This is a genomic window from Pseudomonas lijiangensis, from assembly GCF_018968705.1.
GTDB lineage: Bacteria > Pseudomonadota > Gammaproteobacteria > Pseudomonadales > Pseudomonadaceae > Aquipseudomonas > Aquipseudomonas lijiangensis.
The window spans coordinates 4,688,344-4,708,957 of the sequence record NZ_CP076668.1; the positions used below are offsets into that span (position 1 = coordinate 4,688,344).

6 protein-coding genes are annotated in these 20,614 nt (G+C 55.5%); all 6 read left to right on the forward strand.

Going from position 1 to position 20,614, the window contains the following annotated elements:
- Positions 1–69: 69 nt before the first annotated feature.
- The 6 genes from KQP88_RS19600 to KQP88_RS19625 all read left to right on the forward strand — a co-directional run bounded on the left by KQP88_RS19600 (position 70) and on the right by KQP88_RS19625 (position 20,585).
- Positions 70–4,899 (forward strand): Tc toxin subunit A-related protein, encoded by a 4,830-nt coding sequence (locus KQP88_RS19600; RefSeq protein ID WP_216703956.1) that lies wholly within the window; start codon positions 70–72, stop codon positions 4,897–4,899.
- A gap of 18 nt (positions 4,900–4,917) precedes the next feature.
- Positions 4,918–9,228 (forward strand): SpvB/TcaC N-terminal domain-containing protein, encoded by a 4,311-nt coding sequence (locus KQP88_RS19605; protein WP_216703957.1) that lies wholly within the window; start codon positions 4,918–4,920, stop codon positions 9,226–9,228.
- Positions 9,228–12,119, forward strand: coding sequence for an RHS repeat domain-containing protein (locus tag KQP88_RS19610; protein WP_216703958.1), 2,892 nt, complete (start codon positions 9,228–9,230; stop codon positions 12,117–12,119). Before KQP88_RS19605 ends, KQP88_RS19610 begins: the two co-directional genes overlap by 1 nt.
- A 199-nt stretch (positions 12,120–12,318) precedes the next feature.
- On the forward strand, positions 12,319–15,075 hold the full coding sequence (locus tag KQP88_RS19615; RefSeq protein ID WP_216703959.1) for an RHS repeat domain-containing protein: 2,757 nt from the start codon (positions 12,319–12,321) through the stop codon (positions 15,073–15,075).
- Positions 15,076–15,159: 84 nt separating this feature from the next.
- Positions 15,160–17,787, forward strand: coding sequence for an RHS repeat-associated core domain-containing protein (locus KQP88_RS19620; protein WP_216703960.1), 2,628 nt, complete (start codon positions 15,160–15,162; stop codon positions 17,785–17,787).
- Positions 17,784–20,585, forward strand: a complete 2,802-nt coding sequence (locus KQP88_RS19625) for an RHS repeat-associated core domain-containing protein (RefSeq protein ID WP_216703961.1) — start codon at positions 17,784–17,786, stop codon at positions 20,583–20,585. Before KQP88_RS19620 ends, KQP88_RS19625 begins: the two co-directional genes overlap by 4 nt.
- Positions 20,586–20,614: the final 29 nt, after the last annotated feature.

Here is a 20,614-nt window from a genome sequence, read left to right on the forward strand (position 1 = left end):
CGTCATGGGGATCAGCCGCTGAACACTGAACGAATGGATTTCTATTAATTGCCAGGGAAGCTGCACATTATGTCTCGCTCCATTGAAAGCCAGCTCAACGAATCCTTTCGGGATGCACTGGTGACTTATTACCTCGGCGAAGTGGTCCCCAACTCTCCTTTACTGAGGAGTCTTGGCCTGGACCAACGCCTGAAAAACGCCAACGACTTGTATGAGTTCTTCCTGATCGACAATCAGGTGATCAACGAAGTCGAAACCAGTTACGTCGCCTCGGCCATCGGCAGTGTTCAGCAGTTCATCAACGGCGCATTGATGGGTATGGAGCCCGGTTATGACCTGCTGCAGCCCACCGAAGCAAATTTCGTCGAATGGCGCGAGCGCAGCAGCCAGTACCCGATCTGGGCCGCCAACATGCAGTTGGCGCTCTACCCGGAAACCTTCATTTCCCCGGCCCTGCGGATGAAGAAATCCGGTTACTTTGAAAATCTGGAAAACGATATCAACCAGAACAAGATCAGTATCGACACCACCCAGGAGGCCGTGAAGTCCTACCTGGCCAGTTTCGAGGAAGTGGCGAACCTGACCGTTATCAACGGCTATATCGACACGGAGCGTTTTGCTGAGGGCAAGTATTACTTTATTGGCAAGTCTCGCGCCGAGAATATCTATTACTGGCGCACCGTCGATATGAACGAGCGGGCCTACAAGGAAGGCACTGAAGGCCCCAAGCACGACTACCCGACGCCGGGTGCCTGGTCGGACTGGAAGCGGGCAGAAATCGGGGTCAACGCCAATACGATTGAGCGCACGCTGCGGCCGGTGTTTTTCAATAACCGGCTGTTCGTGACCTGGGTGGATATGATCCCTGTCGTCGAAGAGATTGACGTCTCTCTGCCCACAGGCAGTATCAAACCCGACCCCGATGGCAGCATCCCCATTACCCCGGCCCCGCCACCGACCGCCACGCCCAAGGTGCGTCTGCTCTTCAATGTCTCGTACAAGAAATATGACGACTCCTGGAGCGCACCGCTGATTTACATGGATGTCACATCGCTCAAAACGTTCACCTTTGCAGACAAGCCGGTAAACCTTGAAAACGACCTGAACAGCATCGCCGTGTTTGACGTTTCAGCTTCACCGGAATCACTGTTTATCGCCCTCTATGCAGGGGAAAAACTGGTCAGTGGCGATACGGACGGCTCTACTTCGGATTATGCCCTGCTGCACACCGCGCTCATTGACAAAAACTTCAATAAGGAAAGGTCGTTTCCCAAAGACGGTTTTGTATGGGACAACTATGACCCTGCAAAAGCCGAGCCTAATGAAGGCCGCATTCGTAAAACCTGCTGGGCACTGGCTTTAAAAAACAAAGGAAATTTTCAGTTCACGTGGAGTGTCTACATCGGGATTAAAAGTATAAAAACCACAGCCCCCAACAGCGATACTGACATTTGGAACATCGAAGGCTGGCAGCCAAAGATATCCGACCTGATCGCCGACAGGGCAACCATAAACCATGAAAAATCAGAGCTTACCTTAACAACAACTATAACCTCGGAAATCAATGGTGCGGGAGAAGGCCAGATACTCATAAGCATAGCCTTAGTTCCTGCACTTTGGGTCATAAGGCTCAACTACACATCTGGACCAGAAAACTATTACAGCCTGGCGAAAGATTCTCTCTTCAGTGGATATACCATACTTCCACGAAAAGGAAATCTAACCTTCAGCCTAGCAGAAGGCCGTACAGATTCACTCAGACCAGGACTTACGGATTTTCTATTAAAATCAGACCACACCCACTACTATATAGAATTTCCCGGGCTCGACAGTAACGTAGAGCTTGATCTAACCGGTGGCATTGTAAAGAAAGAGCTTATAGACACAATCGTATCAGACCCCAGCAAGCTAACCTGGGCACTGGCAGGCTTTACGCCTCCCGACCAACCTGTTATTTTTTCCCCCACTACAACATGGTTAAACCCTAACGGCCGCCCAGCCGTTATCATGAATCAATATTTTAGCCACCCGGTAAATATGAACTCGCCCTATGGCGTGCAAAGTGATATAAGCCAAACCTCACACAAAGATAAACTGACTCCTCCTAGTCATTACCAAACAACCATCCCCCTGAACAAATCAACATTATTGCCTTTGCTGCCTGCCACCTATATTGACGGGTCGAAAAAATTCTTTATAACCCATGGCGTTGGCGTTAACAGACACACGACCCATGAATGGATTGGCTCCGCCATCAAATCCACCGAAATAGAACTCACCTGGGAGTCCGAAGGCGGCGTCGACCCCATCGCCCCCAAAATCAACAAACGCACCGACCCACTGCTGGGCATTGCCGAATACATCGACTTCTCCGACTCAAGCATCAAATTCAGCGACGGCTCGACTGACGACAAACGCGACCCGATCCGCATGAACACCCTGTTCGCCCGCGAACTGATCAACAAGGCCAATATCGCCCTGGAAGCGCTGTTGTCCTGGGGAACACAACAGCTACCGGAACCGGCGATTGGCGAAGAAACCGAACCCAGCAAGATGGACTTCAAAGGGGCCAACGGCCTGTACTTCTGGGAGTTGTTCCTGCATCTGCCATTCATGATTTCCTACCGCCTGAACCTGGAGCAGCGCTTCAACGAAGCCGAATTCTGGCTGGGGTTCATCTTCGAGCCGGGGCGCAAGGAAAACTCCAGCACTGGCGCGCCCGATTACTGGAACGTAAGACCGTTGACCGAGTTGCCGGACCCCGACTATTTCATGCGCGCCCCCATCGACCCGGACGGCATCGCCGCCAGCGACCCGGTCCGTTATCAGAAGGCCGTGTATTTCCACTACATCAAGAACCTCGTCGACCGTGGCGACATGGCCTATCGGCAAGTAACCCCCGACAGCCTCGGCGAAGCCAAGCTGTGGTACGTGCGCATCCTCGATCTGCTCGGCCCGCGCCCCGATGCCGTGATCACCAGCCAGTGGACACCGATCAAACTGGCGGATCTGGCCGGAGCCAGTAACCCTGGCCTGCGCGCGTTCGAGACGCAACTGATCCAACAGGAACAGCAGGTCCGCGACAGCGCGGCGGCCAATGATGGCAAGGCAGTGATCAGTTTCACTCAGCCGTCGCTACGCCTGAGCACTTCCGGGTACGACCCGACGCTGGTCGAGGAAGATAACGGGCACTTTATCGTGCCCATGAATACCGAGCTGACCAAATACTGGGACATGGTCGAATCACGCCTCTACAACCTGCGCCATAACCTGAGCCTGGATGGCAAACCCTTGTCGCTGCCGCTGTTCGCCGCGCCACTGGACCCTCGCGCCCTGCTCGCCGCCTACGCCAATGGTGCCACCGAAGGCGGCGCGGGCAGTCTGCTGGCCCAGGAAACACCGCATTACCGTTATGCGGTGATGTTCAACCGGGCGAGTGCCGCAGTGGATAACCTGATCCAGTTCGGCAATACCCTGCTGTCGATCATCGAGCGCAAGGAACAAGGGCAACTGATGGAGTTGCAACAACAACTGGCGTGGAAGTTCGCCCAGTACGCCATCGATTTGCAACTGGAGGCTCAAAAAGTCGAAATCGAAGCGCGCAAGGCGCTGGAAGCCAGCAAAGCGATAGCCGATGCGCGGGCCAGCTTTTACGGCAAGCTGGCGGACGAAAATGTCACTCGCGTGGAGAGCGATGCGCTCGCTGCTCATATGGTAGCCAGAGTGGCAAGCGGTGGTGCATCGGTTTCAAAAGCTGTTGCCTCCGGGCTTAAACCCGTCCCAAACCATTTAGGCATTCATTCAAGCGCAACCGTAGGATATGCGAGCGGGGTAGCAACGGGTGGCGCAGGGGGAGGATTCCAGCTTGAAGGTATTCCTGAAATGGTCGCCATTGGCGCAGAGGCCATCGCCGCACTCGAAGACAGTATCGGCATCGCTCTGGAACGTACGGAAATTTTCCGCCGCCGTCTACAGGAATGGGAAAACGCTCGCGATCAGGCCCAGCTGGAATCTGAACACCTCACCGCACAACTGGCCGTCCATGATGCGCAGACCCGTATCACCGCCTTGCAACTTCGCCAGTCTCAGGAAGCCAAGAAGCAGGCTGAAGTCGTGTATGCCTTCCTCAACAAACGCTTCACCAACAGCCAGCTTTACCAGTGGCTCAACAGCCAGTTCTCGACCTTTTACTATCAGGCCTACGACGCCACCTTTTCTCTGTGCCTGGCTGCCCAGGCCTGCTGGCAATACGAAATTGCCGACTACGCAACTACCTTCATCAAGCCCGCCGCATGGAAAGACGCCTGGCGTGGCCTGACAGCCGGCGAATCGCTGAAGCTCAACCTGCTGCGCATGGATGCGGCCTACCTGGCACGCAACGACCGCAAGCAGGAGATCGTCAAGACGGTGTCGGTGAAACAATTCCCCGTATCGAACGAAGAAGATCCCAGCATCAATCTGGGCTGGGACGCCGTGCTCGCCCGCCTGGCCGATGAAAACATCGCCGAATTTGAAATCACCCAGGCCATGCTCGATGCCGATTACCCGGGCCACTACCTGCGCCGCATCAAGCGCGTGAGTGTATCGCTGCCAGTGACCCTCGGCCCGTATCAGGACATTCGCGCCACCCTGACGCAAACCTACAACGCGGTGCAGATAAACGGCCCGCAAGGCGCGCCGAAAGAAAACATGCGCGCCAGCCAGCAGATCGCCGTTTCAACCGGCGTCGACGACGACGGCCTGTTCGTTTTCAACTTCGATGATGAGCGCTACCTGCCCTTTGAAGGCACCGGGGCGATTTCCCGCTGGGCCTTGCAGTTCAGTGCAGGGCAAGAGGACATGATCGCCTCGATCACCGACATCATCCTTCACCTGCGTTACACCGCGAAAAGCAGCTGACGAGGGAGAGCCAGAACCATGGACGCTCAAGCACAATCGCAACAAGCATCGCAGCCAGCCGTCGCGACGCCTTCACTGCCCAAGGGCGGCGGGGCCATTCAAAGTATCGGCAAGGGCTGGGGTGCCGTTGGCAGCACGGGTGCGGCGTCACTGGTAATCCCCCTGCCCGTCAGCCCCGGTCGGGGTTATGACCCTGCGCTGTCGCTCAATTACCAGAGCACCATCGGCAATGGCCTGTTCGGTATTGGCTGGAACCTGAACATCGGTTGCGTGGCCCGGCGTGCCAGCAAAGGCGTGCCCTTCTACAACGACGATGATCTGATCCTCGGCCCCAATGGCGAGGCCTGGCTGCCGGAGCGCGACGCCAATGGGGCCATCCAGTTCACCAGCGCCAGCAGCTACAACGGCCATGATCTGGGCGCGACTTATCAGGTGGTTCGCTATTTCGCCAGGATCGAAGGCGCGTTCGAACGAATCGAACACTGGCGTATCGACCCGGTCGATCCGGGTTTCTGGCTGATTCACGGCGCGGACGGCAGCTTGCACTTCTACGGCAAGAAGGCTGGCTCACGCAGTACCGACCCGGCCGACTCGAACCGGGTCGCAGAGTGGCTGCTGGAAGAAAGCATGAACGCCACTGGCGAACATATCCTCTACGAGTACAAGGCCGAGGACGAAGTCGGCCTGCCTGATGATTATCCTCGTGACTTCATCGCCCAGTGTTATCTGTGGCGAGTGCGTTATGGCAACGCCCAGGCGCATCCGGTGTTGTACCTGTGGGACGAAGACTCGCTGGAAAACCTGGAATGGCACTTCGACCTGTTGTTCGACTATGGCGAACGCAGCACCGACCCGAAGGCAAAACCGACTTATGCAGAGCAGACTGAATGGCCTGTGCGTAGCGACCCGCATTCCAGCTTTGCCTATGGTTTCGAACTGGGCAATCTGCGGTTGTGCCAGCAAGTTCTGATGTTTCATCACTTCCCGGACGAACTCACAGAGTCGCCGTTGCTGGCCCAGCGCTTGCTGCTGGAGTACAAGCAGACGGGACTCAAATACAACATGCTCGCCGCTACGCATTCACAAGCCTGGGACGGGACAACCGCGCAGCAGCTCCAGCAGCAGCCTGCCCTGCAATTTACCTACAGCGAGTTCGATAGCAAAAACGACATTTACAAACCAATGGAATCCATGCCGGGGCTCAATGACGGTCAGCGCTACCAGATGGTCGACTTGTACGGCGATGGCTTGCCCGGCGTGCTTTATACAGAGGACAAGAGCTGGCGCTACAGGGAACCGGTACGCGCCGACTCAGGCGGTGCTGATGCGGTAGCGTACGGTCCGTGGCAGGAACTGCCTGCCATTCCGACTGCCGACTCAAGCGCAGCAGTGCGTCAGGCACTCACCGACATGACCGGCGACGGGCGTCTGGACTGGATCGTGGCCCAGCCAGGCATGTCAGGTTTTTTCACCCTCAACCCGGATCGTAGCTGGTCAAGCTTTGCCACCTTTGCAGCCTTCCCGCCCGAGTTCTTTCATCCTCAAGGGCAGATGGCCGATCTGATTGGCAACGGGCTTTCGGACCTCGCCTTGATCGGACCGCGCAGCGTTCGTCTTTATGCCAATCGCCGGGCTGCGGGTTTCGAGGCACCGACGGAGATAGTCCACGACGATGACCGTTTGCCACTGCTCAGCGACAGTCCGAACGAACTGGTGGCATTTGCCGACCTGCTGGGCACCGGGCAGCAACATCTGATCCGCATTCGCCACAATGAAGTCCGCTTCTGGCCAAACCTGGGACGTGGGCGTTTTGGTAAAGGCCAGTTGTTCGCCAGCTTGCCGTTCAGCTATGAAGAGTTCGATTCGAGCCGGATTCTACTGGCCGACATGGATGGCTCTGGAGCCACCGACCTGCTGTACCTTGGGTCGGACAACATTCAGGTGTTCATGAACGAAGGCGGCAATGCGTTCGCCGCGCCGTTCGAACAAGTCTGGCCCGACGGAATGCGCTATGACCGTTTCTGCCAGGTCAGTAGTGCCGACCTGCAAGGGCTGGGTTTTTCGAGCCTGATCATCACAGCACCGCATATGCAGCCCCGCCACTGGACGTTGCACTATGCCGCCAACGCCCTCGGCCTGTTGCATAAGCCCTATCTGCTCAAGACCACGGACAATCATATGGGTATGACAGGCGAAGTGACTTATCGCAGCTCGGCCCAGGAATGGCTGGATGAGAAAAAGGACTTGCTTGCATCAGGCAAGAGCGCGGTATCACATCTGCCATTTCCGGTTCATGTGGTGGTCAAGCAAACCCAGAAAGACACCGTGACCGGTAACACCCTGAGCCAGCTCTTCCGGTATCGACAAGGCTTTTACGACCCACGCGAGCGGGAGTTCCGCGGCTTCGGGCTGGTCATGCAAACCGACACCGAAACACCACCTCAGCAGCAAGAGGGCTTTACCGCGCCGGTGCTGAGCAAAACCTGGTTTCATACCGGGCGCGCCCCGCAGCAGCTTCACGACGACTACGACGCCAGCGACCCTCAAGCTGTGCCGCTGGGTGAGCATCTGTTGTCCAGCTACGACCCTGCCACCCAGACAGAGCAACTGATCAGTGAGCCTGACGAGGCTACTCGGCGGGAAATGGCCCGCGCACTCAGCGGTTCGCCATTGCGCACGGAAGTCTCAAGCACGGACGGAGTGCTGTATTCCGTCCAAGCGCAACGCTATCTGGTGCGCCAGCTTCAGCCACTCTCCCCACATCAGCCTTACGCCTTGATGATGCCGCTGACGCTGGAGTCCATCACGTATCAATACGAGGCCGAGCAGCATGATGACCCGATGTGCCAGCACCAGTTGAACCTGGCCTGGGACCATTACGGTGCCCAGACCCACGCCGTAACGGTGAGTTATGCGCGGCGCAAGAAACCGCAGGATACTCCACCGTTCGAGGATCCCTGGCAGCAACAATGGTGGCAGGCATCCCATGACGAAGCGCAGCAGAGTTTCTACCTGAACGAAGTACGCAGCGAAAGCATTCACCTGGACAGTCCGCAAAGCTGGCGTTTGGGCTTGCCCTACAGAACCCGGGGCAACGCCATGGTCGTTCCGGCAAATGCACTGGCCCCCTCACAGATCAGTTACGAGCACTTCATCGACCCACAAGGCGCATTCGCCACCCTGCCTCGCACACTCATCGGCCTTTCGGTGCAACGTTACATCGGGTGCGGCGATGGAGAAGCGACTTTCGAGGCGCTGGCCGACGCTGTCGAAAACGCAGAGCTGGACGATCACGCACTCAGCGCCTACGAGCGGGTCATGGATGCCGATCAACTGGCGATCCGGCTGGCAGAGGTGGGCTATCAACAGATGCCCTCTTTCCTGCCGGATGACGGTTTGAATCTCTGGTCGGTCAAGCAGGGGTTCTTCACCTACGCAGGGCCTGAAGACTTCTATCGCATCACCACTTTCAGGCCGACACGCAGCCATGGCTGGACCAGCGTCGAATACGACCCCTACGGTTTGTTCGTGACCAAAGTCACTGACCCGGTGGGCTGCGTCACCACAGCGACGTACAACTATCGCGTGCTGCAAGTGTTCCGGATTGTCGACCCCAACCACAACACTCAGGAGGCGGACTACGATGCATTCGGCCGGTTATGGTCGAGCAGCTTCTATGGCACAGAACTGGGTCAGGAGGTCGGCTTTGATCCGCTTGACCCCACTGTACGCATATGGGGTGGTAGCAATCAGGCAATCCTTAAGCCTGCAACCGCGCTAAAGAACTCGGCCAACGTTTATTACTACGACGGCAATGTCGCATTTGATACGGGCACTGTCCCCTTTACCAGCGCCGCCCTTCAGGCAGACCGCTATCCGGGCGATCCAGACAAACAGATCCGCATCAGCCTGGTGTCGGTGGACGGCTTCGGACGTACCTTGCAGACCCGCCAACTGGTCGAGGACGGCGATGCCTATGCGGTCGATGAATACGGCAAGCTGATTCTGGAAGGCGGCAAACCGAAAATCGTCCACGCCTCCCCGCGCTGGAGGGTCAGCGAGCGGGTGGAATACAACAACAAAGGGTTGGCAGTGCGGGTCTATCGCCCTTACTTCGCCAACAGTCACTTGTATGTGAAAGACGAATCGTTGCGTGAGCACGGTCATTTCGACCGCCAGTTCTACGACCCGCTGGGGCGCCCGACCATCACCCTCACCGCCAAGGGCTGGATGCGACGTCAGACATACCGGACCTGGTACAGCATCAGCGAGGACGAGAACGATACGGCTGAAGAAATGCTGGCATTGAAGGTGTCAGGAGAGCAGTGATGAGCAATGCACTACACGCCCGCACTCCGATTGTGACTGCTATTGACGGGCGAGGCCTGACGGTACGCGCCACCGAGTATCGCAAGCTTCAGGATCAGGACGAACCGCTCGCCCTGACATCGCGCATGGCCTATGACGTTGCCGGTCGTCTCACTGCACTCTGGGACCCGCGTCTTTGGGCACTCGCGCAGAAGGATGCGGCATCACCCGCCAATCGAACTTACCGTTACAACCTTGCTGGCGTTCCGCTACAGAGCGAGAGCGTAGACGCCGGTTGGGAGCTGATCTTGTCGGCAGAGGCCAGCAATATCGTTGAAAGCTGGGATACACGAGGCAGCACACAACAGATCAAATACGACCCCTACCTCAGACCCGTGGCGACCGTGGAGATCGACGCACAACAAAATGCCCGCACGATCATCCGCTCGGTCTATGCCGACAGCAGCGAAGAGTCGGCCGAACACAATCGGTGCGGTCAACTGGCTCGTCTGGATGACACCGCAGGCTCGCTGCACTTTCCGGATTATGGGGTTCTGGGCCAGCTTCTCAGCCAGCCCAGGCAATTCCTGAAAGCCCCGGAACTGCCTGACTGGACAGACGCAACGGACTATCTCGACCTGGTGGAAGCCGAAGCCTTTACCACGCACTGGCAGTACAACGCTGTCGCAGAGCAGACACTGCAAACCGACGCCAGAGGCAATGCCCAGCGTACGACCTACTCGGTTGCAGGCAACCTGAGCGGCGTTTATCTACAACTGAATTCACAGGACGAAACCACGCTTGTGGATGGCATGATTTACAACGCCTTCGGCCAGGTAGAAGAACAGACCGCGGGAAACGGCGTGGTCAGCCAGGCCGTTTATGAAGCATCCACCGGCCTGCTGCAAAGCCTGAGCGCAGGCCGCGCCGGCAATGAAGCCCTGCAATCGCTGCATTACGATTACGACCCGGTCGGCAACATCCTGCAGATCGAAGACAATGCCCAACCGATCCGCTTTTTCGCCAACCAGCGTATCGAGCCGATCAGCCGCTACCGTTACGACACGCTCTATCACTTGATCGAAGCCACAGGTCGTGAAGTCAAGACCGGTGCCAGCCATGGCCCCGCCTTGCCCGTCCTGCAAAACCTGCCGCCCGATCCGAATCAGGTCAGCAACTACACCCAGAGTTACGACTACGACAGCGCCGGTAATCTGTTGCAGATGCGCCATGTCGGCGCACAAACTTTTACCCGCACCATGCGCGTGGCACCGGACAGCAACCGCAGTTTGCCGGAAGGTGAAGTCGAGGTGGATTTGGCCAACGGCTTCGATGCCAATGGCAACTTACTGCAACTGGTACGCGGCCAGACGCTGGAGTGGGACTTACGCAATCAACTCCAACAAATCACCACAGTTACCCGCGCCACCGCTGCAAACGATAACGAGCAGTACGTCTACGAAGGTCAGGGTCAGCGCTGTCGCAAGATCAACAGCACTCAAACCTCCAGCCGCACGTTGAACAGTGAAGTGCGCTACCTGCCAGGACTGGAAATCCGCACCACGGCCGATGGTGAAATCCTGCATGTCATCACTCTCCAGGCAGGTCGCAGTAACGTGCGGGTTTTGCACTGGCAGGCAGGCCAGCCGAGCGGCATTGCCAACGATCAAGTGCGTTACAGCCTGGACGATCATCTGGGGTCGAGCACGCTGGAACTGGACCAGCAAGGCGGCCTGATCAGCCAGGAAGGTTACTACCCGTTTGGCGGCACGGCCTGGTGGGCGGCGCGCAGTGCTGTGGAAGCGAAGTACAAGACGGTGCGTTACTCGGGCAAGGAGCTCGATGCCAGCGGGCTGTATTACTACGGTTTTCGCTATTACGCGCCGTGGTTGCAGCGCTGGATCAATCCGGACCCGGCAGGTGATATCGACGGTTTGAATCTATATCAAATGCTGGGTAACAACCCCGTCAGCCGATTCGACCTGGATGGAAGAATGGACTCATCCGGGGCACCGGATCGAACAGAAGCCAAAAGAAAACTTATCCACAATACGGTTGTTCATCTCTCAGCGCTGAAACTTGTTAAAGAACGAGTCCGGGCAGTCAGGCAGCAGATAGAAAACTATCTGGACCATGAAGAGCGTGGTATCTCGGCTGTCAGACGCAGCGCATCCCTGATGGGCCAGACCACCGCAAAAGTGGCCGGCTCTACAGGCGGTGGCACTGCAGCGGGAGTCTTGGTTGGGGCAATCGCATGCGCAGCATGCGGCCCCGTCGGATGGGTGGCGGGCGGAGCTGCACTTGTCGGCGGGTTCGCAGCCGGGAAGCTATCAGGGTTCATAGCGGAAAAAGCCACCGACATGCTGGATTTGAACACTGCCATCAATTTGAAAATCAGCGTTCTGGACTCTGAGAAGCTATTTGAGGAAGCTGAAAAAACAGCCCATTCACTGCTTGGGACGGTGATGCATATAGTACGTGGATATACCGATATAAGGGATAAAAAAGCACGTCAGAACGTGTTGAAGTTAGCGGCTGGAACAGTATTGGAGCAAACTCCGGTTGTCGGCACTGCCATAAAACACGCTCCGGAATTCGTGGAGCTGACCTACGAAATACAGCACAGCGAAAACCAGATAGAACCTGAGAAATGGGAGTATCTGGACACCCATCTGGATGCACTGGAAACGGCTTTGCTAGAAAGGATGAACGCTCTCAAAGAGGAATTTGAAAGAACCGGCATAGAATCGGTAAAGGTCAGTGTAATACCGTTGAAATCGAGAGCATCGTTTGAATCCTTGAACAAAATGACGACAAAGGTAATCGGTATTATTAAAGAAACCCGAGATTTATCCATTGAAGCCAGGAAACCGGGTCGACAAAACTCACAGTTCAAGATGACTAGATTGTAAAAACGATAGGTGACGTGAATTCGCGAATACCTGCTGATGCTGTAAATACTGCTCGCGGCCAAGGCCCCTTCCATATTGCCTCGTGGGAGGAGCCTTGGCCGCGACAGGGTTCGATGTCAGGTGTGATATGACATACGGCCAAGTCGGCCCATGTCACTGAACTAAACTCATCTCAGACCGCAGACAGGGACGCTTGCGAATGAACATGGCGCTGCATACTCATACACCTACGCTGATCGCTATTGACCCGCGAGGTTTGGCGATGCGCAGCGTTGCGTTTTGCCGTAGCGAGCAGGATCAACCTGCCGATGAGCGGGTGAACTCTCAGACTTTTGATCTGGCAGGACGTCTGGTCAGTCAACGTGATCCACGCCTTGCACTTCCCAATCTCAACACGACTTACAGCCTCAGCAATCAGGCGCTGCTGACCGAAAGCGTCGACGCCGGCTGGCGGCTCGGGTTATTGAACGAAGCAGGCTTGCCGGTTGAAGGTTGGGACAGTCGCGGTAGCCGACGCCAGGTTGAATACGATGCTGTGCTGCGCCCTTTGGCAATCATCGAAGACGGACTGGTAAGCGAGCGGCTTGGTTACGGCGGGCCGGATGGTTTCGAGCACAATCAGTGCAATCAGCTCATTCGTCATGACGATACGGCGGGGACTCGTCATCTGCCGGATTACGGTTTGCTCGGGGCTGCACTGATCGAAGTCCGGCATTTTCTGCACTCCTTGGAAACATCGGACTGGCCGCTGGCCGAAGCCGAACGCGATGCCCTGCTGGAAAGCGACAGCCTGGAAACACAGTGGGCGTTCAATGCTCTGGGCGAACAGATTCGGCAGACCGATGTCATGGGTAATACGCAGTCCTTCAAACAGACCGTGGCCGGGCAATTGAAAGCCGTCGATCTGAAGTTATCGAACGCCACACAGACGCTGGTCAGCGATACCCATTACAACGCTTTCAATCAGGTCGAGCAGGAAACGGCGGGCAATGGTGTGATCCGACGCTCGCTCTACGATCCGCAAGATGGTCGCTTGATGGAAATTCGGGCGGGTAGCCCAGCGTTGCAGCATCTTATCTACGCTTACGATCCGGCTGGCAATATCCTGCAGATCGAAGACACTGCCCAACCGATTCGTTTCTTTGCCAACCAGCGGGTCGAGCCAATCAGCCGCTACCGCTACGACACCCTTTACCAGTTGATCGAAGCCACGGGCCGCGAGGTCAATACCGCTGCCAGTCACGGCCCTGCCCTGCCCGGCTTGCAGCCGCTGCCGCCTGATCCGAACCAGATCAGCAATTACACCCAAAACTACGATTACGACAGCGCTGGCAATTTGTTGCAGATGCGTCATGTCGGCGCTCAGTCGTTCACACGCACCATGCGTGTGGCGCAGAACAGCAATCGCAGCCTATCTGAAAGCGAGGTAGATGCAGACTTCAACGAAGCCTTCGATGCCAACGGCAACCTGCTGCAACTCATACGTGGCCAGACACTGGACTGGGACGTTCGCAACCAACTCCAGCAAATCACCACAGTCAGCCGCGCCACCGAAGCCAGCGATTACGAGCGCTATATCTACGACGGCCAAGGGCAAAGATGCCGCAAAATCAACAGCACACAAACCTCCAGCCGCTCCCTGAACAACGAGGTTCGTTACCTGCCGGGGCTGGAAATCCGCACCACGGCAGATGGTGAAATCCTGCACGTCATCACGGCTCAAAACAGTCGGGTACTGCACTGGCAGGCAGGCCAACCGAGCGGCATCGCCAACGATCAAATCCGCTACAGCCTGAGTGATCACTTGGGCTCAAGCACGCTGGAGCTGGACCATGAAGGCAAACTGATCAGCCAGGAAAGTTATTACCCGTTCGGCGGCACCTCATGGTGGGCTGCACGCAGTGCCGTGGAGGCCAAATACAAGACGGTGCGTTACTCAGGCAAGGAGCGCGATGCCAGCGGGCTGTATTACTACGGATTCAGGTATTACGCGCCGTGGTTGCAGCGGTGGATAAATCCGGACCCGGCAGGTGATGTGAACGGACTTAATCTTTTTTGTTTCGTGGGCAATAACCCCGTTCTCACCAATGATCTGGATGGCAGAATCTATATAGGTAAACAAGATGAACATGAAAAAGCCGTTTGGGAAGAATTACACATCATTTATTATCGCGGGCTAGATGAGTTTCCTACTGAGCTGAGAGAAAAATTAAAAAGCGAACTGATCACAGCGCATGCAATTTTTCAAGACGCACTGTACATGATTAAAACTCACCCTGAAGAAAGCCATGAAATCATGAAAGATTTTTTTGGCTTTTTCTATAACGATGCAAAAGACCAGATCATAGAAAATTGGGAGCAGAGCTTCTTACTAGCCGCCCTATATAGGGGCGATCTTGGAAAAGACAAAATTGTGGGCATCAAAAGGCCTCAATACTCAAAGATGCAAGGTTTTGTTAGAAGCAACGATCCTGAAGGTCGAATATGGTTGAATATCGATAATATTAACACCCCTGAACTCGCCACTCTTCTAGGCCACGAAATCACTCATGTGGGTGAGGTCAGCGGAAGCCCTGTAAAAGGAGCAAAATCACGCGATTACTATTACCTTAATGATATAAACAACGTGTTCTCCGACCTAAGCAAACCCTTGATACGCAAATACACTTCTTCAGTTATTACTGGAGGGAGCATAGTTAAGGAACATATAAAAAACAGCATAGCCTTTATAGAAAAAATCAAGCTTCTTCATCCCTATCCAGACATGGTGAAAACTCTGGACGACGCAGTCAAAGCGTTCAATGATTCCCCCCCCATGCGCCCTCATATTGCTGCTGAGAATGCAGACTCGTTGATCCACGCAGCGTATCACCTGCACACACTTTTCAAGAGGGATATCTTGCCAAACTTACAACGTCAACAAGCGAGGCATTCGCACGCACAAGCAAACCCATAGGCGACTTTTTATGTCCCACTCGATGTCAGATGAACCTGCCTGAGTCCCCGAACTCAGCTCAGGTCGCAAGCAGAGAACATTACGATGAATATGGCGCTGCATACTCACACACCTACGCTGATCGTTATCGATCCGCGAGGTTTGGCGATGCGCAGCGTTGCGTTTTGCCGTAGCGAGCAGGATCAATCTGCCGATGAGCGGGTGAACTCTCAGACTTATGATCTGGCAGGACGGCTGGTCAGTCAGCGTGATCCACGCCTTGCGCTTCCCAATCTCAACACGACTTACAGCCTCAGCAATCAGGCGTTGCTGACCGAAAGCGTCGACGCCGGCTGGCGGCTCGGGTTATTGAACGAAGCAGGCTTGCCGGTTGAAGGTTGGGACAGTCGCGGTAGCCAACGCCAGGTTCAATACGATTCGATGCTGCGCCCTTTAGCAATCACTGAAGACGGGCTGGTAACCGAGCGGCTTGGTTATGGCGAGGCGGATGGTTTTGAGCATAACCAGTGCAACCAGTTGATTCGCCATGACGATACGGCGGGGACTCGCCATCTGCCGGATTACGGTGTGCTCGGGGCTGCACTGATCGAAGCCCGGCATTTTTTGCTTGATCCAGTAACATCGGACTGGCCATTTGACGAGGTAGAGCGCGATGCCCTGCTGGAAAGCAATCGCCTGGAAACGCATTGGGCCTTTAATGCCTTGGGTGAGCCTCTTCTGCAAACCGATGCCATGGGTAATGCACAGTCCTTCAAACAGACCGTGGCCGGGCAATTGAAAGCCGTCGATCTGAAGTTATCGAACGCCACACAGACGCTGGTCAGCGATATCCAGTACAACGCTTTCAATCAGGTTGAGCAGGAAACGGCAGGCAATGGTGTGATCCGCCGCTCGCTCTACGATCCGCAAGATGGTCGTTTGATGGAAATCAGCGCGGGCAGCCCAGCGTTGCAGCATCTTATCTACGCTTACGATCCGGTCGGCAATATCCAGCAGATCGAAGATGCTGCCCAACCGATTCGTTTCTTTGCCAACCAGCGGGTCGAGCCAATCAGCCGCTACCGCTACGACACCCTTTACCAGTTGATCGAAGCCACTGGCCGCGAGGTCAATACCGCTGCCAGTCACGGTCCTGCCCTGCCCGGCTTGCAGCCGCTGCCGCCTGATCCGAACCAGATCAGCAATTACACCCAAAACTACGATTACGACAGCGCTGGCAATTTGTTGCAGATGCGCCACGTCGGCGCGCAAAACTTTACCCGCACCATGCACGTTGCAGAGGACAGCAATCGCAGCCTGCCCGAAGATGAAACTGACGCGGACTTTGATACCGGCTTCGACCCCAATGGCAACCAGCTGCAACTGATACGCGGCCAGACTCTGGCTTGGGATGTACGCAACCAGTTACAGCAAATCACCACCGTCACCCGCGCCACCGAAGCCAACGATTACGAACGCTATATCTACGACGGCCAAGGCCAACGCTGTCGCAAGATCAACAGCACCCAAACCTCCAGTCGCACGCTGAACAACGAGGTTCGTTACCTGCCGGGGCTGGAAATCCGCACCACGGCAGGCGGTGAAATCCTGCACGTCATCACGGCCCAAAACAGTCGGGTACTGCATTGGCAGGCAGGCCCACCGAGCGGCATCGCCAACGATCAAATCCGCTACAGCCTGAGTGATCACTTGGGCTCCAACACTCTGGAACTGGACCATCAAGGCAAACTGATCAGCCAGGAAAGTTACTATCCGTTTGGCGGCACGGCCTGGTGGGCTGCGCGCAGTGCCGTGGAGGCGAAGTACAAAACGGTGAGGTATTCAGGCAAGGAGCGCGATGCCAGCGGACTGTATTACTACGGTTTCAGGTATTACGCGCCGTGGTTGCAGCGGTGGATCAATCCGGACCCGGCGGGCAATGTGGACGGCCTGAATCTTTTCTGTTTTGTCGGGAACAATCCGATCGCGTCGTTCGACAGCAATGGCTCCATCACCGTATTCACCAATAATGATCAAAAATACTTTATCGATGAAGAACTTCAGGACCGGCTAAAAAACGCCCAAAAACAATCGCAGGTACAGTACGACTTCCTGAAGAACAGCTACTACCATGAATTTGAAGACACCTACACGATATCCTCAAAACTTTCCCACAAAGATTACAAATTTGAAGACTATTTTGAAAATAAATTTCTACCCCATAAATGGACATTCAAACAACTTTTCAAACACGTGCGAGCAGAGCCAGTCGTCCATGCGGACCAAGTCATTGTCGAGCAATTCATGCGAGTATCAAGTGCCGAAGGTTTCCCGAACGCGCTGCCCTCGGTGATAAAACACAGTCTGGTTATCAATCAGGGAGTCATTGAAGTGGCCCGCAAATATGCTAGCGGCTCCCCAGAGCTTCTGAACGCTTTTCTGAACGATACCCAGAATGGAAAAAGCACCCAGCGAATATTGAATACGTTAAAGATGGTAGCAACCCGCGTTGAAACCGGGCTTTCAGGCTCTTCCGATTGGGATATCTACATCCATGTCGAGCCTCAAGAACTGGCGGCAATCAAAACGGAAGAAACCGCCGTCAAGAAACTATCCAGATTCACTATCACTGCCGTCGAGCAGACTGCCAAAACCTCAAGGTTTACGGTCATTCCCGCGCAACCCGCCATTGAGGTTCGACGCAACTCAAGAACACGGAAGAGGAGCGCATGAACATGGCGCTGCACACCCTCACACCTACGCTGATCGTTATCGACCCGCGAGGTTTGGCGATACGCAACGTTGCGTTTTATCGCAGCGAGCCTGATGAGCCTGTCGATGAGCGTGTGAACTCTCAGACCTGTGATGCGGCAGGTCGACTGGTCAGCCAGCGTGATCCGCGCCTCTCTATTGAAAACCTCCGCACCACCTACAGCCTCAGCAATCAGGCGCTACTGACCGAAAGCGTCGATGCCGGCTGGCGGCTAGGGTTATTGAACGAAGCAGGCTTGCCGGTTGAAGGTTGGGACAGTCGCGGTAGCCGACGCCAGGTTGAATACGATGCTGTGTTGCGCCCTTTGGCAATCATCGAAGACGGGCTGGTAACCGAACGGCTTGGCTACGGCGGCACAGATGGTTTTGAGCATAACCAGTGCAACCAGTTGATTCGCCATGACGATACGGCGGGGACCCTGCTTTGGTCCGATTACAGCGTGATCGGCTCGGCAATAACCGAAACCCGAGACTTTCTAAAAGCGCTGGAAACGCCGGACTGGCCGCTCACTGAAACCGATCGCGATGCGCTGCTGGAAAATGACCCACTGCAAACCCGGCACACCTTCAATGCGCTGGGCGAAGCCATTGAGCAAACCGATGCCATGGGTAATATGCAGCGCTTCAGGCAGACCGTTGCCGGGCAACTGAAAAGCGTCGCACTGATTCTGGCTGGAACCACGCAAGCGCAGACGCTGGTCGGTGACATTCGCTACAACGCTTTCGATCAGGTCGAGCAGGAAACAGCAGGGAATGGCGTCGTCAGCCTGGCTGTTTATGAGGCGTCCAATGGCCTGCTACAAAGTCTGTCGGCAAGTCGTACGGGTAATGAAACGCTGCAATCGTTGCACTACTCATACGACCCGGTTGGCAATATTCTGCAAATCGAAGATACCGTACAGCCCGTACGTTTCTTCGCCAACCAGCGCATCGAGCCGGTCAGTCGTTACACCTACGACACGCTCTATCAACTGATCGAAGCCACAGGCCGCGAGGTCAATAGTGGGGCCAGTCATGGGCCTGCTCTACCGGGGCTACAACCGCTGCCGCCCGATCCGAATCAGGTCAGCAATTACACCCAGAGTTACGACTACGACCCGGCAGGCAACCTGCTACAGATGCGCCATGTCGGCGCGCAGTCTTTTACCCGCACCATGCGTGTGGCGCCGGACAGTAATCGCAGCCTGCCCGAAGGTGAGGTAGATGCAGACTTCAACGAAGCCTTCGATGCCAATGGCAACATGCAACAACTGATACGTGGCCAGACGCTGGGCTGGGACTTGCGCAATCAATTGCAGGAAATCACTACTGTCACCCGAACGACCAAAGCCAGCGATCATGAGCGCTACATCTACGACGGCCAGGGCCAGCGCTGTCGCAAGATCAACAGCGCCCAAACCTCCAGTCGCACCCTGAACAACGAGGTTCGCTACCTGCCGGGGCTGGAAATCCGCACCACTGCCGATGGCGAAATCCTGCATGTCATCACCGCCCAGAACGCTCGGGTATTACACTGGCAGGCAGGCCTGCCAAGCGGCATCGAGAACGATCAGATCCGCTACAGCCTGAGCGATCATCTGGGCTCAAGTGTTCTGGAACTGGACCAGCAAGGAAACCTGATCAGCCAGGAAAGTTATTACCCGTTCGGCGGCACATCCTGGTGGGCGGCGCGCAGTGCTGTGGATGCGAAGTACAAGACGATCAGGTATTCAGGCAAGGAGCGCGATGCCAGCGGGTTGTATTACTACGGTTTCAGGTATTACGCGCCGTGGTTGCAGCGCTGGATCAATCCGGATCCGGCGGGGGATGTGGATGGGTTGAATACCTTTGAAGCACTGCACAACAACCCCCTGAACAGCATTGATCCACAGGGCAATAAACCCGTCCCCACAAAAGCACATTACTTCTGGGAAGGCAGTGATATTGCCGAGCTGTCTCTGCAAAACATTCTGATGTTCCAGGAGGTCAATCCCGAGTATGAAATCAACCTGTGGACGTCCAGGCCTGCTCAAATACTGAACACCCTGACAGCCCTGAAAGAAAGTGCCGACCCGTCCAAGCGGGTAATCGCTAACCTGCATGGAGAATCGTTGAACCTGCGTGATCCGCATGAGTTATTCAAAGAACTTGCGCAGTTCTACCCGCAAGCCGAAAAGCTGGAATCAATATTTGCGCGGGAAAATACAGGCCCCTTCAAGAACTTGGCGGCAGGCAGCGACATCCTTGAACTGGCAGCTGTGTATACCGAAGGAGGCTTGTATATGGATGTCGACGTTGCCATAGGCGGCTCTATTGGAACACTGACGGCCGAACATGGTTTTCTCATATACATCGAAGATGATTTTGTTTCCAATGCGGTGATTGCCGCCACACCCCAGTCGGACTTCGTCAAACGACTGATGGACGAGATGGTCGACCGCTATACGGCAAACCCGGCGATGATGTTCGATAACGAGAATGCAGGCTGGAGCAAGAAGAGAAGCACAGAAGGCTCCGGGCTCATAAGTCGACTGAAACTGACGATGCATATGACCGGCCCGTCAATGATCAACAAATTTCTTCCCGCCTATCCACAGAGTGTAGAAAGCTATGCGCTGCCTCACGGTGCTTTCCACCACCGCACAGAAAGCGATGCGGCATTTTCACGGGACACCCCGCGCACCCTTCTCCACATTTTCACCCAGGGCTATACCCGAGGGCTGAATGGAGAAGGCGGCTGGGATAGGGTAAGGCCAGGAAGAAGGGCATCGCTGGCCTGAATGATGGTCAGAGATAACATCAACGTCAT